The organism is Zobellia sp. OII3 (assembly GCF_002211465.1).
GTDB lineage: Bacteria > Bacteroidota > Bacteroidia > Flavobacteriales > Flavobacteriaceae > Zobellia > Zobellia galactanivorans.
Genome location: NZ_MWRZ01000012.1, coordinates 38,612 through 54,790 on the forward strand (window position 1 = coordinate 38,612; position 16,179 = coordinate 54,790).

The 16,179-nt window shown below is 37.2% G+C and carries 10 protein-coding genes; 6 read left to right on the top strand and 4 right to left on the bottom strand.

All coding sequences use genetic code 11. The features are described 5' to 3' along the window. Window positions 1–692 precede the first annotated feature (692 nt). Window positions 693–1,109: a type IV pilin-like G/H family protein gene (locus B4Q04_RS20195; protein ID WP_088697880.1), complete on the top strand. Its 417-nt coding sequence runs from the start codon at window positions 693–695 to the stop codon at window positions 1,107–1,109. Between the two features lie 277 nt (window positions 1,110–1,386). On the opposite strand, the gene B4Q04_RS22765 is transcribed toward B4Q04_RS20195, so the two are convergent. Beyond that, complete coding sequence (locus B4Q04_RS22765; protein WP_161496093.1) at window positions 1,387–1,548, bottom strand: hypothetical protein; 162 nt, start codon at window positions 1,546–1,548, stop codon at window positions 1,387–1,389. 42 nt (window positions 1,549–1,590) lie between these two features. Here B4Q04_RS22765 and B4Q04_RS20205 point away from each other — a divergent pair, with 42 nt between their 5' ends. From B4Q04_RS20205 to B4Q04_RS20225, 5 genes are all read left to right on the top strand, one after another. Beyond that, window positions 1,591–3,003, top strand: a complete 1,413-nt coding sequence (locus B4Q04_RS20205; RefSeq protein ID WP_088697882.1) for a GspE/PulE family protein — start codon at window positions 1,591–1,593, stop codon at window positions 3,001–3,003. A gap of 45 nt (window positions 3,004–3,048) precedes the next feature. Beyond that, window positions 3,049–5,253, top strand: coding sequence for a type II secretion system protein GspD (locus B4Q04_RS20210; protein ID WP_236631061.1), 2,205 nt, complete (start codon window positions 3,049–3,051; stop codon window positions 5,251–5,253). Then, complete coding sequence (locus tag B4Q04_RS20215; protein WP_088697883.1) at window positions 5,253–6,458, top strand: hypothetical protein; 1,206 nt, start codon at window positions 5,253–5,255, stop codon at window positions 6,456–6,458. The genes B4Q04_RS20210 and B4Q04_RS20215 overlap by 1 nt, the downstream gene beginning before the upstream one ends. A gap of 64 nt (window positions 6,459–6,522) precedes the next feature. Continuing rightward, a complete protein-coding gene (locus B4Q04_RS20220; RefSeq protein WP_123772408.1) occupies window positions 6,523–6,960 on the top strand; it encodes a hypothetical protein in 438 nt (145 codons plus the stop codon). Between the two features lie 88 nt (window positions 6,961–7,048). Continuing rightward, window positions 7,049–8,229, top strand: a protein-coding gene (locus B4Q04_RS20225; RefSeq protein WP_088697885.1) for an IS3 family transposase whose coding sequence is annotated in 2 segments (ribosomal slippage) — window positions 7,049–7,307 and window positions 7,307–8,229 — 1,182 coding nt in all. Because the reading frame shifts where the segments join, the coding sequence is not laid out codon by codon here. A gap of 185 nt (window positions 8,230–8,414) precedes the next feature. Here the strand turns inward: B4Q04_RS20225 and B4Q04_RS20230 are convergent. The 3 genes from B4Q04_RS20230 to B4Q04_RS20240 are packed head-to-tail and all read right to left on the bottom strand — an operon-like array spanning window position 8,415 to window position 16,169. Next, complete coding sequence (locus B4Q04_RS20230; RefSeq protein WP_088697886.1) at window positions 8,415–8,624, bottom strand: hypothetical protein; 210 nt, start codon at window positions 8,622–8,624, stop codon at window positions 8,415–8,417. 4 nt (window positions 8,625–8,628) lie between these two features. Then, window positions 8,629–12,546 carry a DUF6443 domain-containing protein gene (locus B4Q04_RS20235; RefSeq protein ID WP_088697887.1) on the bottom strand — a complete coding sequence of 1,306 codons (3,918 nt, stop codon included), beginning with the start codon at window positions 12,544–12,546 and terminating at the stop codon, window positions 8,629–8,631. Window positions 12,547–12,548: 2 nt separating this feature from the next. Beyond that, window positions 12,549–16,169, bottom strand: coding sequence for an RHS repeat domain-containing protein (locus B4Q04_RS20240; RefSeq protein WP_088697888.1), 3,621 nt, complete (start codon window positions 16,167–16,169; stop codon window positions 12,549–12,551). Between the last annotated feature and the right edge of the window lie 10 nt (window positions 16,170–16,179).

The following is a 16,179-nucleotide window of genomic DNA, read 5'->3' on the forward strand; positions in this document are numbered from 1 at the left end:
TTAATAAAACCTGTTCGATGAATTGCGGATTTTTAATAATTATTTCGACAAATAGCTTAATTTTTTCGGTGAACAACAAACTTATACTCCCGAACATCCTCGTAAGTTTTTGATGGAAAAACCATCATTTTGTAGTCTTTTTCCTATGATTGATAAGGTATTTATATATTCTCGATAGGTATTTATAATCCTTTAATTCTATTTGGGAATAACAACGAGTTTATAATTATTAAGTCAATGAATACGGCTATACCATCATGCTATCCTGTCACGAAAAAAAAGTCTTTTCCTATATTCTACATACTGTTTAAATTGGGGCAACACGAAACTCTCCCCGTTTCTTAAATGATATTTCTCCCCGGGTAATAATCACTTTACTCATCTGCAAATAACTATTATCCAAGTAGAAACAAATTCATTCCTATACAGTCTTCCTCCATTTTGATTCAATTGGAGAAGTTTATATAATCGCCCTAGAATCTTTGGTTGAGCTTAGCAGATTGTAAAATAGTGACCTATATAAAATATGAAGTGTAAGTTTACCCTATTGAAGGCAAATGTCGAATTGCCCTCCTATTTCTACCTATAATATTTGCTTACTTCTACAATATCTCCCATCATATTTTGACATATCCAATATAATAATGCTATGATTTATCTGTTATAATGCTAACCAAATCTTAGCTGAACTTATGAAACACAACCGATTTACGATACAGAGGATACCTGCCTTAAACCTACAGGAAACCTTAATCGTTCTCGCGATTATCGGCATACTGCTCTTGTTAGCTCTGCCCAATCTCATGCCTCTAATTTCAAAAGCAAAAAGTATAGAGGCCCAGACACAATTAGAGGCCATCTACAATGCACAAACTACTCACCGCTATATGCATAGTAGATTTACACCCGACTTGAATGAACTGGATTTTGAAGTTCCCAGAACAGTTAAAGAAAATGGAACTGCTAATTATTCCTACATAATTGTAAGTGCGGATGACGCTACTTTCAAAGCTAGAGCTGAAGCCATTACAGATTTTGATGGTGATGGAATTCTTAACATTTGGGAAATCGACGAAAACGGAAACCCCAAACAAATCGTAAAAGATTAATGTTCTTTCTAAAACTTATAGTGATTTTTTGCTGTACGGCCATCACTTTTCAAGACTTTAAAGAACGAACCGTATTATGGTTTTTATTCCCAATCCTCGGGATAGTCTTGGCTATTATTCATCTACAAAATAACCCCATAGAACAATTTCTACTGTTTATTCTAACTAATATTCTACTGGTTAGCGGAGTCTTGCTGATTTTGATTCTATACACGAGGTATATCATGCGGAAAAAGTTCCTCAACGTAAGCTTTGGGCTTGGTGACGTTCTTTTCTTTTACGCCTTGGCACTCGGATTTCCGACCATGACGTTTGTCTTCATTTTTGTAGGAGCTATTCTTTTTTCCTTAATACTGTTCCTGATCTTCAAAAAGACTTGGGCCTTAAAAACAGTTCCCTTAGCCGGGCTAATGGGATTGTATCTTTCGGGCGTATTCATAATCAACTTTTTCCCCACCACTCCTTCTTTATACCTCCTGTAATGCAAATAGAAAACAACAACATCTCGGCCTACATTTTGCAAAAAATCACTGCAGAACAGGCGTTCCATTACCGCATTGTACCTATTGAACAGAACAACGAGGTATTAGTTCTTAAAACCGACAATGCAATCTTAGAAAAGTTATTGTCCGAACTCCGAATTGTATTGGACACACCTGTAGAGCTAAAAAAATGTGAAAGTGATGAACTGCAGCAACTATTGACCAGCAACTACAGGCAAAAGACCTCAAGTACTAGAGGAAAATTACACTACACAACGGACTTTTTAGAGAAGATATTGGTGAACGCCAAAGAAATAGGCAGTAGTGACATTCATTTTGAACCTTACGAAAAACGATGTCGAGTACGCTACCGATTGGACGGTAAACTAATAGAGCAATTTACGATTCCTTTGGAAGAATACCCAACAATCATAAATAAAATAAAGATAAAGGCGGACCTTGATATTGCGGAAAAACGCCTTCCCCAAGACGGACGAATCACCATGCAGAGCAGCGGTAGCGAATTCGATATTCGGGTATCCTCCCTCCCTACTCTCCACGGTGAGAAATTGGTACTCAGAATTTTGAGTAAGGATGCAACAATGATGAACCTAGAAAAACTAGGTTTTCCAAAGAGGGAACTAATAACGTATCGGGAAGGACTACGAAAGCCTAGCGGCATTATTTTAATTTCAGGCCCAACAGGCTCTGGAAAAACCACCACCCTTTATGCCACTTTGAAAGAACTAAATACCGAGGAAGATAATATCCTGACCCTGGAGGATCCTATTGAATACACTTTGGACGGTATCAATCAGGTACAACTCAGGGAAAACATCGGGCTGGATTTTATGCGAACCCTCAAAACTTTTCTACGTCAGGATCCCAATATTATTATGATTGGAGAAATCCGAGATGTGGATACGGCAAATATTGCCATCCGTGCCGCCCAAACAGGGCATCTCGTATTGTCTACAATACACACCAATTCGGCTTGGGGCACTATTTCAAGACTAGTAGATATGGGAGTACCACCCTACTTGATAGCCACAACCCTAAATATGAGCGTTGCGCAACGTCTGGTACGTGTGCTTTGTTCGCATTGTAAGGTAGAAGAAAAGATTGATAAGACGCTCTTTCCTGAAAATTTTCAAATTCCCCTAACCTTGAATAGTCATTTTACGGCCAAGGGTTGTAATTCATGCCACCATACGGGTTATCAAGGTAGAAAAGCGGTATACGAGATATTACCCGTGGATAAAAAATTGACCACTGCCATAAAGGAAAACCATTTGACAATTGATGATTACCTGCGGGAAAAAGGAATCATTAGCTTAAGTCAAAATGCCGCAATGTTAATACAAAAAGGTATCACCTCCATAGATGAGGCCTACCCTCTTCTTATTGAATAAATACCCCTGACCAAAATGACCTCCAAATTCCAAAATATAAAACCAATGAGCATCAAGCCGAAAACGCTATTTCCATTTAGGAAATGGCTGTTCTTTTTTTTATTTGTGGTGAATATGAATGTTATCGCTCAGGAGACTCAAAGAATTCAGAGCATTAGAAACAATTTGGAAGTGCTCGCGTTGGAAAACTCGGAACTTAACGAAAATTTGAGGTTAGAAATTAACGTAAACAACATAACATTATCCAACTTTTTGATTGCCATTTCAAAAGTGCATCAATTAAACCTTACCGTTTCGCCTGAAATTGGCAACCTAACTATTGTAAACAATTTCTCTAATGTAACTGTATCCGATTTATTAATTTTTCTCTGCAAAGAGTATAATCTAGATATCAGTTTTACTGGAAATATCTTCTCAATCAAAAAATTCACGCCCCCTATACCAGAAATTATAGAAAAAGAAATTACAGCTACCTATAATTCTGCAAACGGGCTGATATCATTGGACTTAAAAAACGATCCTTTGGAAAAAGTATTTCGAAGAATAATGGATGTTTCAGGGAAAAATCTTCTTTACGCCAACGGAATGGGAAATAAATCCCTAACCCTGTATCTCTCGAATGTACCATTTGATGCGGCCATGGAAAAACTGGCAGAGGTAAACAGTATAGAATATTCAAAATCTAAGGACGGATTTTATCTTTTTAATTCCTTTGATAATGATATAGCTAAAAATGGCAAGCCTAGAACTAGAATCGGGGCAAAAATTACAGGATATGAGGTCTTAGATACTATTAACAAAATTATCAATGTAGATTTCAAGAAAACCCCGATAGCTTCGATTATCAGTGATTTAAGCTTTGATCTGAATTTGGATACTTATACGGCCACACCTTTGGAAGAGGCCGGTACGGTTACTTTCAATGCACAGGAAATTACCTTTGACACTATGTTGGAGCTGATATTCGAAAGTCAAGAAGCGAATACCGCAGACGTACAACCACCTATTACCAATAGCAATCAGAATTTTAGACCAAACACCCAGGCTCAGAAACAAACGGGAATCGCTGCCAACTTCACCTACAAAAAAGAAAACGAAATTTATTTTTTCGGTACTTCGGACCAGTTAAGTGTTAGAGAAGTGAAAGTCGTGCAAATGATGTACCGTTCCGTGGAACTGCTCACAGATCCTTCACAATACTCATCCGGCATGCGATCCCGATCCGCCGGGCGTACCAATAGTGGTAACGTAAATTATTATGGAAATTCTAGTACGAGCGGGCTTCAAGGGCAACAGGGAGCGAACAACCGTAGAAACATCAATACCAACGCGGGAAGTTTTGAAAATTATCAGGATGGGGCGGAAGCTTTAATCAATATCCTCCCAGATGAAATAAAGAACGATCTTGATATTCGCGTAGATTTTGAACTGAACAGCTTCTTGGTTAGTGGCCCATCAGCAAAAATAAATCGCTTCAAAAAATTTATCAAGGAAATTGATAAACCAGTACCCGTCGTACTTATAGAGGTCATGCTTATTGAGGTAAAGAAATCCGCAACTGTTGAAACGGGCATTAGCTGGGGAATTGGCGAAACCACTATTAATACTCAGGGGAAATTGTTTCCCGAAGCTGATGTAAATTTAGGCGCCAATACCGTGAACAAAATAATCGGAGGCTTTGACGGTTTCGGTTCATTTAATATTGGCCAAGTGGTTCCGGAATTTTTTGCCAATATCAAGGCAATGGAGGAGAATGGAAACTTGAAAATACGGTCAACACCAAAACTGTCTACACTAAATGGTCATCGGGCGCACCTGTCGATAGGAGAGACAACTTATTATGTGGTGACGAACCAAAACTTCTTTGGATCACAGATACCGACCACCTCAGAAATCCGAAATTATGAGCCTATTGACGCCGAACTTGCCGTAAGCATAAAACCTTTGGTATCAGGTAACGGTCAGGTGACACTAGACATCAATGTCATCCAATCGGATTTTAGCGGGGAACGTATAGAGGACGATGCCCCACCGGGATTGACCTCTAGAGAATTCAGTTCAATTATTCGCATGCAGAATCAAGATTTGGCCATCCTCGGAGGCCTCGAAGAAAAGATAAAAAATGATTCGGGTAACGGAGTACCACTTTTGGCTAGGATTCCCGTAATCAAATGGCTTTTCAGCAAGCGTAAACGTGAGGATAGCAAACAAAAATTAACCATATTAATTAAACCAACGGTGATTTACTGATGCTGAATGAAATAGGCACATATCTATACGAAGGTTCTACCTTGTCAGCCTTGGAAGTTTATGAATCCGAAGGAAAGGAAACCTATGCCCTATTGGTTTTAAAAAAAAGTAAAGGAGAATTATTAATTGTTCATGCTGAAAAGTCCATAGAACTGAAAAGCCTAAAGAACTATACAAAGAAGAATAGTCCACTTTTCTTAATCTTAAATACGTCTAGTGTTCTTACCAAGCAAGTTGAAACTTTAGATTCTGTTAGCCCAGAAGCAATAGTTAATCACACTTTTCCTAATTTGAGCATGGATGCGTTTTATTTCGAGATAATTCAAGAGAGAAATGAGCCTATCGTTTCTATATCGAAAAAAGAGTATGTACATGGAATCCTGGAAACATTAAACGCTTCCGGCTTTGTCATTACAGGATTTAGTCTGGGAATCTCCTCTATTTCATCTATCTTAACCTATTTTCAACAAGAAAAAATCGGAATCTCAAATGCTGTCCTGAGTTTAGAAAATCGGTTCATCTCTCAGATTGATATTTCACCGTTAGAGAATGTCAAAATCTACAATGTAAACGGTATTGAACTTAAATCCGAACATTTGTTAGCCTTTGCCCAAATACTTCGTCATTTAGAGGCTACTCCTTCAATTTCCAACTTTAGAGATTTCATTGAAGTACTCAGTTCGGAATCTGGAAACAGACGTATCTTTGAAAAAATTTCCAAATTATCCATTATTTTTTTTCTTGTTCTGTTATCCGTTAATTTTTTGATTTTCAGCCATTATCAAAATGCTTTGGAAAAGCAAATAGCAAATATAGAAGTTAGTGTTTCCCAGAGACAAGAACTGCAACGTCTGGAACAGGCCGTTCAACAAAAACAGGAGCGTGAGGAAATTTTTAGTACATCCTCCAACTCTAAATCTACATATTATCTAGACCAACTTGCCAAAGGAGTGCCTTCCACCGTACTTATGTCCAAAATAGTGTATCAGCCTTTATTAAAACCTGTTAGAGACACTAAACCTATACAACTAGACTACAAAAACATACTCGTTTACGGTGTTTCTGAAAACCATAACGACTTTTCGGAATGGTTAGTCCATTTAGAAAAATATGAATGGACCACAAGGGTAGAAACCATGGACTACGATTACCTGAACGGGGGAAAATCTAATTTTTCGGTCAAAATTGGTATCTATGAAAATTAATCTTAAAAATAAGCTCCTTTTCTCCGGGATTGTTATAATGTTACTTGCCTGCTACAAGTTGGCTTTGGAAAAAACGCTAACTACCCGCTCTACATATCTTCGGCAATATTTGGTGGTAGAATCTGACAAGGATATTCCAAAACGGATTTCTCTTTTGTCCCAAAAGGAGCGCTATTACGATTCTCTCTTGATAAAAATGAACTTGGGAAACACTTCCTTGGGGAACAACTTCCTTAAAGTGCTCAACCAAGAAGCGGCAAAGAATAGGGTAAAGGTTATGGACTTTAACCAACCCCACATTCAAAAAACCGACAAAAGCCAATTGAACACGTACAGCCTCAAACTTCAAGGTAACTACACGGGAATTCTCAAAACACTTTATACCATAGAGCAAAAAGGCAATTTTGGAGATATTGTTCATCTTAATTTTGAAAAGAAAAAAGAATACCATAAGACTAAATCCTATTTACAAGCTACGATTTTTGTGCAGCAGATGGAATAAATAGACAAATACAGTATTCTTTGGACTTACTATATTTAACTGGACGATAAGATAAGAGTGTGTTGGCTGTTTAAATTAACTTTGAAACATGTCAAGAGAAAAAAGGAATTACAGTGTAGAGTTTAAGGAAAAAGCCGTGGAACTGAGCTATGCCCGTGGCAGTGTTGTGGAGATATGTAGGGAACTGGACATCCCCACTTCGGTACTGAGCCGATGGCGAAGGGAATCCCAGGATTATGGGAAAAACAGTTTTCCCGGAAAGGGAAACACAAAATTGACCGATGAACAGAAGGAGATTGCGGAGTTGAAGAAAAAATTAAGGGATACCGAGATTGAACGCGATATCCTAAAAAAGGCAATAGCCATCTTCTCCTAGGGCGACAGGAAAAATTTAGGTTCATAAAACACCATAAATTCAAATTTCCAGTTGGGAGGATGTGCAAAATGTTCAATGTAAGTAAAAGCGGGTATTATAATTGGTTGGTCAGGGGACCATCCAAGAGGTGGTGCGAGAACGAGGCCATATCATTGGCTATCCGTGATATTGTCAAAGATAGTTTTGAGAGTTATGGGGCACCCAGGATCAAAGTGGAACTGCTGAAAAAAGGGCATCGTGTCTCTAGGCCCAGGGTGGCCAGGATAATGAGGGCCAATAACCTATTTGCCAGAAGAAAACGCAAGTTCAGATTCACGACAGATTCGGCCCATGATTATCCAATAGCCCCTAATATCCTAAACCAGGATTTTACGGTATCCCGAGAGAACCAGGTTTGGGTGTCCGACATGACTTATATTCGAACCAAAAAAGGCTGGATGTATTTAACTGTAATAATCGACCTGTTCAACAGAAAGGTCGTAGGATGGTCGATGAGCGATGACCTAAGTACAGATAACACCATTAATCCAGCTTGGAACATGGCGGTCAAGCAAAGGTCTATTACCAAAGAACTCATATTCCATTCGGACAGGGGGTCACAATATGCCAGTGATATATTCACCAATATCATTAAAAGTCATGAAGGGACCGTAAAACAAAGTATGAGCAGGAAGGGTAATTGTTGGGACAATGCAGTGGCCGAAAGTTTCTTTAAAAGCTTGAAAGTGGAATGGGTTTACAAACACAGCTATGACCACAGATCTGAAGCCGAACTTTCCATCTTTCAATGGATCGAGACCTGGTACAATAGAAGAAGGATACACTCCACTTTGGGATATAAAACAATAGAAGAATTTGAAACCGAAATGTCTAATCAAAAAATAGCAGCATAACTCTTAACTAAATGTCCACTTTTTTGTTGCAAGTCCAGCTATGGACATCAATATCCTTCAAGACAGGAAGTACTGGCACTTATCGCACGTAATATCGATACCGGCCTCTATAAAGATTCGCCTTACTTCAAGGCATAAAAAAACCGCCCCGATGGACGGTTAATTCTTTTTTCAAAAATGCTTTTCTATTCTGCTAAAAGTTTTGATTTAGCCTCCTTTAATGCCTCCAGAAGCTTTGAGTAATCAAACTTTTTCCCTATTTCTTTAAAAAATTCTATTTCTAAAGTTTCATTATCATTACTTATTTCACATACTAAGTTCTTCTCTAACCATATTTCTGCTACTAAATTTTCCCTATCCGGAACACTCGTTATTAATATCTCAAAATTTTGCATCCTATTAATTTTCTATTAATCCTATAAATGTATTTCCATCTTTACTAAAACGTGCACCTTGCCCGTTTGGAGCTTTTATTTCTAAAATTTCACCGAATCTTCCATGGTGCCTTACGGTGGTGGTGGAAGATGGGTTGGTTAAAATACTATTAAGAACTTTTTCTCCTTGTGCATTTATGTTTGAAACGTTTCCAGTTACACTTGGGAATTTTGAACCAGGCCTACTTGCATGTTTTTGCAATGCTCTACCTATTTTGGTTAACCCACCCTTATCTAAAATTGTGGCAACCTTTAATAAATTCTTTGGATTGTAGAACCCTCCTATTAAGCCTATCGCACCGTTTCCTGCACTTATAGGACCAGTCAATATATTTCCTTGGGCATCTACTGTATATTGTCCAAGTACACCTTGAACATTCCTACTGCCGAAAATATTCATTTCAATTTCGGCGACCATCTTTTCTGTTCCTCTTAACCTACCAATGGGTGAGAAGCTTTCTATCTCTGATATTGATGCAGTCTGCGTTTCACTCCCGCTATTGTCGACTTCAACTTCGTCCAAAATCGTAATGTGGCTTGTTTCACTTTCATTATAATCATCGTAGAAGTCTCCGGCATCGGTTGGGCAAGCTATCTGATTACCATTGGCATCGTAACAATACCCACCATCGGGATCAAAAGAAACTACTGGATTATTTCCCATTGCAACATATGGAGAATCAAATTGTTCGTACGGATCGGTCGTAACGAACCTACCGATCGCAGGATCGTAGTGCCTCAGTTCGAACTCGTACATATCGTAACCGAGGCTGTTGTTGAGCTCCTGCCCTTGGTACTTGAACTTCTTGGCCGTGGAATTCCCGAGCGGCGATACCACTTCGTTGTAGCCCTTGTGTTTCAATCCAAAGGGGTAAAAGTTGTTCTCCTCGACGATCTCGTTGGCGGGGTCTATCGAACCGTTCCCGTCGGCATCGGTATAGCTCAACCTGACGTTCCCCAAGTGGTCGACATAATTGTACACGTATTCAAAGCCCTGTGAATAGTCGTCTACGTCCTTCGGCATTGCATATCCTTCATCGTGGCTAAACATCTGTAGATCACCGTTCTCATAGACGTAGTTGCCGGCATAGTCGGTTGTAGTTCCCGTGCTTACGATTTTTCGTTGTTTCATGCCTGTCGCATCATAAACGTAATCGATTGTGCCAGTACCACCAGACCCGTTTATCGTAACCTTTGTAGGTAGGCTCATATGATTGTATTCGATGTCCGTTATACCTTTATTTCGGTCGACTATCAAGCTACCGCTATCATCATATTCGAAGTCGTCATTGGTATTAGTGCCGTCCCTGAATCCACCTTGCCCAGCAGTACCGCTTATGCCATCGGTTACCTTCAATAATTTATTTCCTTCATAAGCATAGGAAAGGTCGTCCATATTCCCGAAGGTGGTTGCACCGGTATTGGTATGACCTGTTCTATCAAGGGTAAGGATATTTCCGTTCTTATCATATGTTACGTTAGATAAGTTATAATTTCCCGTATCGTCCGTAGCGCTTATGATCCTGTTGAGGGGGTCGTAGTTGTATTGATATGTCTTTAGAGTATTGTCCAAATTATCGGTGCGCCATTGCGTATTAGAAATATTACCGTTATACAGGGGCATATCCCCATCGGTATATCCGATTTTAAAGTTAAATAATTTATCTGGAGTAGCATCAGAAATATCATTGATGTTTGTTAACCATCCTCTTACGTTATATTTGTAGTTCACTTCTTGTAGTCCAGGAGTATTGGTATAAGCGCTTTCTGGTGCACCCCCTACCTTCTTGTTTGCCAATTGCCCTAGTTCATCATAGCTGTTATAAGCTATCAATTCCTGAACGCTACCGCTTACCACACGGAGTAACGTACTACCGTTGGAGCCTGGTAAAATTACCGTGTTTCTCACCGTAATACTTTCGCTGGCTTCTTGGTCTTCAGTAATATTCCCTTGATTGTCCCATACAATAATATCCATAATGCTATTGTCCTCCGGACAGCTATCCCCCATTGTATTGTCTCCTAGACACTGGGTTTGGGCTAACAACCTCCCTACTTGATCGTAGCTAAAATTGTCTATCGAAACAATGCTATTACCATCCCGAATATGTGTGGTTTTAATCTTTTTTGGCTTTCCTACAAAGTCTAGCTGGGATTCAACAATATCAATAGTCTCTAGATATTCATTATTACTATACGTATAGATGGGTCTGGCCTTTTTATCGTAATAAGTAATTGTGTTGATCCATGAGTCCGTTGTTAAAACTTTAATTTTACTTCCGGTTGCCAAACCTTTAGTTTGAGCCGATATTTCTTTTTGAAATACTGTTCCCGGGTTGGTACTTGCTGCAAAAGAAAATCCGTAACTATCATAATAGTTTACCGTAAAAACTTCTATGTTAGTTGTAGGGTAGCTTGTATTTGTATACTGATGGTTTGCCGTATTTGCATTATCTCGTTTTTCATATAGTAAGGCATTTGCGTTATCTGTATAATATTTATCTAAATCTGCTTGCACGGGTCCCCTATCCGTATTGATTGCATCTGTATAAATACCAGTATATACTACCCGGCCAAAAGCATCGTACTTTGTAAACAACCATTCGTTATTTTCTCGTTGGTTGGCATCTTGGGTCAGCACAGGTTGATCCAATTTATTATAAACGATATATTCCTTGTCCTTACCGGGCAACTGTTTTTGCACCAAACGGTTACGATGGTCATATATATATTGGTAGCATAATTCTTTGAGTTCAGCGGCACTTACATTTTCCGTGGTTACTTTAGGAGGAATTACATACGTTAAGTTACCTAGATAATCATAAACATAATAAGTATCATGAGCTTCTTCTTCGTTATATCTTCTTTTTAGAACTACTTGCCCTTGTTTATTTTTAAATTCTTCTATAGTGTGATCTTTACCTTCCTTCCAATTTTCATCTTTTGTTATTGTCTTATGTAGGACTTCTTCTGTATAAAAACCATTATTATTCAAATTTGGTGCAGTTCTACTATTATTGGTAAAGCTTACTTCGAACAAACGAACATTATCATTTGGCTTATTATTTGTATACTCGTACTTAATACTATGGTTGCTTGGAGCTTGCTCATAGGGATGTATCTTTTTTTTAATACGCCAATCTCTACCAGGAGCCCCTTGTTCTAAAACTCTGTTTAGTCCCGAATTTTCGAATACAAATTCTTGGTATGGATTTTCCGTATAACCATATTTATCTGTATTATAAAAATTATGAACTTCTTCAATTCCATTGACCCTAACATTTGAACTAGAATGTATTGCGTAAGGCAAGTATTTTTTCACCTGTCTACCTAGACCATCATAAAGTATTGGTGTTACTACATTTTCCCAATTCCCTCCTGCTTGAAGGGCAATATTTTGTATTGGTCTGCCGATACCATCATAATAGGTAATATTATTAGTTTTATTTCCACTCTCTCCTAAATCCGTATTATAAACCGTTTGTTTCGTGTAGTTCTGATTGTCATGCAAAATAGGGAAAACCAAATCTGGATTAATACCAAAACTTACGTAAGCGACTTTAGTATCAGTAGGGGGCGAATTTAAATCTGTCTGTATAGAAACAGATATAATACCATATTTTACCGGAGGCTGTGCTCCTAGACTCTCATCCCATAGAACTGTAATCCCAACTGGGTTATTTTGATTATCAAATTGATAGTTGGTAATGGTTCCTCCTTCAAAAACTTCCCAACGAATATTGGCTATATCGGTAAAACTCGATCTTTCTATTGTATAGCTAGTTGTTGTATTATTAGTTATATACCTATCACCAATAATATCTACTTGCGCACCCAGAGAGTGCACCATAAGCACAAATAATAGTAAATACAAATGCTTCATAATTATTGTTGATTTTTATAATAATATTTGTTTTTTGACACCAATTTTCCTTCATCATTTGTTATATGAGAAAGTCTATTCAATCCATCATAATGATAAGTAGTTGTTCTACCTCTCTCGTCGGTCATAGTTTCTATGCCAATAAGTTCATTATATGTATAGGTCTGTACTAGAGCTTCACTCAATATAGGTGCTGTTCTCAAGTTGTTTAAATCACTTAGTTGTAACCCTGAAGTCTCAAAATTTCTAAGTTTAGACGGTGTTACCCCTAAAGCCTGAGCCAAGGCCTGGAAACTTGCATTAGAAACCATTGCAACAGGATACGTGCTATTGTACGCCCATATGTATGAATTGGTAATACCTTTTTCAAAGTCTTTAGTTTCTAGAATATTGCCTTTACTGTCGTAATCAATGTATTCTTTAATGGTTCTAAAATCTTCGTTAGCCACAGCGATTTTATAAAACTTTGGGACAATAATCCCGCTATCTAATTCTTGAAATTCCAGCCTTGTTGATGATATTAACTTTTCCTCATTATCACTTACATGATAAATCATTGTTTGTACTGGTGTACTAATCATATTGCGACTTATCAACTCGTTCAGTAAACCAATTTGTTCGTGTGACATAGAATTGGTTTCATATTTTAACATTTCTTCAGGGAAAAAATTTTTGGTGATTATTTTTTTTCCTTCCTCAATTAGTTTTTCAACCCTAATAGGTAACCTGTGACTCGTTAATTGTAAATAATCGAAATTTCCTTGTTGAGAAGTATCTATATTTTCATGATTGTTATATCCATAATTAGAAATATTGACGATTGCGGTTTCATTGTACCTAGAAGAACCGTATACCCGATGTTCTTGTTGTTGTAATATGGTAATATCCAAAGGAATTAGATATCTGTTGTTTAAATGATAATTATTGGGATCGGATATAGTCATAGCGTCGTAAACTTGTAAGCCCTGGACCTTATCTATAATATAATTACCATATGTATTAATAGTTGTTTCTACTAAATTTTCTTTGGAATCGTATTTTTCAACCGATTTTAATTTACCATTTAAAGAACTTGGAAATACAGGGGCATATACTTGTGTTGGTGTATTTTGATCTAACTCATAATTGTAAACATTTCTGAAACTATTACCGTTTTCTACATCAATAAATTCTTCTTCTACAGAAGAATATCCTACAATATTTCCTTGTATTCCTCCGCTAACGGGTACGTAACTGTCAGTTTGAAACCTGAGAAGGCTACGTCCAGCGGCACATCCAGTTCCATCTCCCATTGATATATTATTATAATACCTTGGTATACTTAATAATTTTCCGGAAGATGTTTTTTGTTCTTCCCCATCTACTGAAATCGTTTTATTATAAAAAAATCTCCTAGTATTTTTAGGCGAAATAATTTCTTTTATTCTTAGCCCTCCAGCATTGTAACCTAGAGCAGATATTTTAGATTTATCAGTATATTTGTATGAAATTCCTCCAGATAAATAATGATTATTGATATTTTGGTATTCATAAGGTATATTAAATCGTATTCTATAATTACCAACAGGTAGAGACATATCGAATTCTTCTTCAAAATGTCTAAATAATTCTTGCTCTGGCCAATAAGCAACATTAGCAGGTATTGGTAATTTAAATTGTTGTATTAAAACCTCACTTTGTTGATTACCGTCTAGCCTATATAAATCTATCGAGAAATTACGTTGCAAAAAATATATACGGTCGTAAAAATCCTTACTTATATCAAACATTAAGCTTAAAGATTCCATTTCTTGACTTTCACTAATACTAAATTCTTCATAATTTGGAATTGCTACAAATGTGTCTATATAAGGGGTAAAGGGGTTAGCATATTCTTTATAGTGATGTATAGACAATCTGGCTTCCTTTTTTTCATATTGACTTAACCCTGCTCCAGAATTGAATTTATTAAGATCATATTTGTATTCTACAATACCACCTGTAGGATATTCAATCTCTTTAAGTGTTCCTAGTATGGCATACTCTAGATTAGCTCTTCTATCTGCACCTGAATAAGAACTTTTTTTCTCATTGTCAAAAGTATATACTTCAGGTATTGTTGAAGATCTATTAAGTTTTCCATTATAATACCCCCAGTGATCATAAGAGTTGGACAATTTGGAAGGTAACCGTTTATCGTAGTAGTATCTAAATTTATAAGAAGGAATACTTTTTTGAATATCTTTAACATTGATTTCCTGTAGTTCCACTAATTTCAAACGTTTATATTGTCGCTTTTCAAGCATAGAAGCATCTGCATCGGCGTTGAAATAACCTTGCGTTAAATTTATCTTTTTAACCAAGGATAAATCGTTATCCAATATTTCAATACTGGATAATCTCTTGGAATATCCGGTACCATAATCATCTCTATTTGCTGAATTAAAAACAACACGTCCTCCATCCCATGTAATACTCTTGATTAAATGCCGCTGTGTACTAACAACTGCATTTGAAATTTCTTTTTTTCCTAATGCAAATTGACAATCTCCTGGAGTAGACAAATCGAGTGAAAACCTAGATTCTCCAAATTCTATCCATTTAGAAGGGGTTGAACCATTCGGCACTGGACTATACCAATAATCAATAGTCTCCTTTGGTCTAGCATGTCCAAATATATATTCCTCATCTTTATAATACTCAAAACTGATTTCCTTTTTATTTGGAGTGATAATTTTTGTAAGCAACCAACTGTCTATTACATTTTTGTTCAGACCAAGATCATAAGCTGTATTGGATTCATCTACATTATTAAATTCATAGATTACTCCATTGGGGGTTACTGCCCTGAAATAAGGATGAGAATTTCCATTTTTAAACAACTCTATTTTTAGGTTTTCTACGTTATCCAAAAGACGGCCATAACCAAGTAGATTTTGGGTGTTTTCTCCTTTTGATTGTGCAATAAATTTGCCAGAATACCCACCAAAATTATACATGAATAAATCTGGTTCTGTATCCGATAATTTAATAGGTCTATCGAACCCCCTGGGGTGCTCATAAAACTCGTCCTGATACCAATAGGCATTAAGATTAAATACTTTATCAAGGTACAATAACTCCCACTCCCCTACTTGTGGAGGCAAAAAACCACAACTTTTTAGTCCTGATGAGGGTGGAACATCCGGAAAATGTCCCTGAGGCCAAGAAGCATCGTATAAGTCTTCATTACAAGTATAAAAGCCTATACTATGAATTTTATCATAATCGCCATAGCTGTTTAAATAATTTCGCACTCCGTTATCTGTGTAAATATCATTTTCACCTCGAATTTGTCGAGTAATTGCCCCCCCTGCATTAAGACTCCAGCCTAAGCCTACCCAACTAGCTTCCTGACTAACCTTTATCCCCCCTGCATGATAACTTAAACTTATAGGTAGTTGATAATCTCCTGTATCAACAGTATACAATGGTAAATTAATATTTGGTACGCCTGAATAATGGCTAATGGGTGTATCTGCGTATCTTGCCAATTCCGCTACTGTGGGTGTGGCAGCAAATTGTACAGAAGGAGCCTCTGGTTGAGCATTACTTGATAGGACTGAAAATAGCCCAATGATAAACGCTACTATTATATTTTTCATGTTTATATTA

Bases quoted from the DNA above. Each gene is read 5' to 3' on its own strand.
- B4Q04_RS20235 (WP_088697887.1), bottom strand. From the start codon at position 12,546: ATGAAGCATTTGTATTTACTATTATTTGTGCTTATGGTGCACTCTCTG.
- B4Q04_RS20210 (WP_236631061.1), top strand. From the start codon at position 3,049: ATGAGCATCAAGCCGAAAACGCTATTTCCATTTAGGAAATGGCTGTTC.
- B4Q04_RS20205 (WP_088697882.1), top strand. From the start codon at position 1,591: ATGCAAATAGAAAACAACAACATCTCGGCCTACATTTTGCAAAAAATC.
- B4Q04_RS20240 (WP_088697888.1), bottom strand. From the start codon at position 16,169: ATGAAAAATATAATAGTAGCGTTTATCATTGGGCTATTTTCAGTCCTA.
- B4Q04_RS20230 (WP_088697886.1), bottom strand. From the start codon at position 8,624: ATGCAAAATTTTGAGATATTAATAACGAGTGTTCCGGATAGGGAAAAT.
- B4Q04_RS22765 (WP_161496093.1), bottom strand. From the start codon at position 1,548: ATGAATACGCCCGAAAGATACAATCCCATTAGCCCGGCTAAGGGAACT.
- B4Q04_RS20195 (WP_088697880.1), top strand. From the start codon at position 693: ATGAAACACAACCGATTTACGATACAGAGGATACCTGCCTTAAACCTA.
- B4Q04_RS20215 (WP_088697883.1), top strand. From the start codon at position 5,253: ATGCTGAATGAAATAGGCACATATCTATACGAAGGTTCTACCTTGTCA.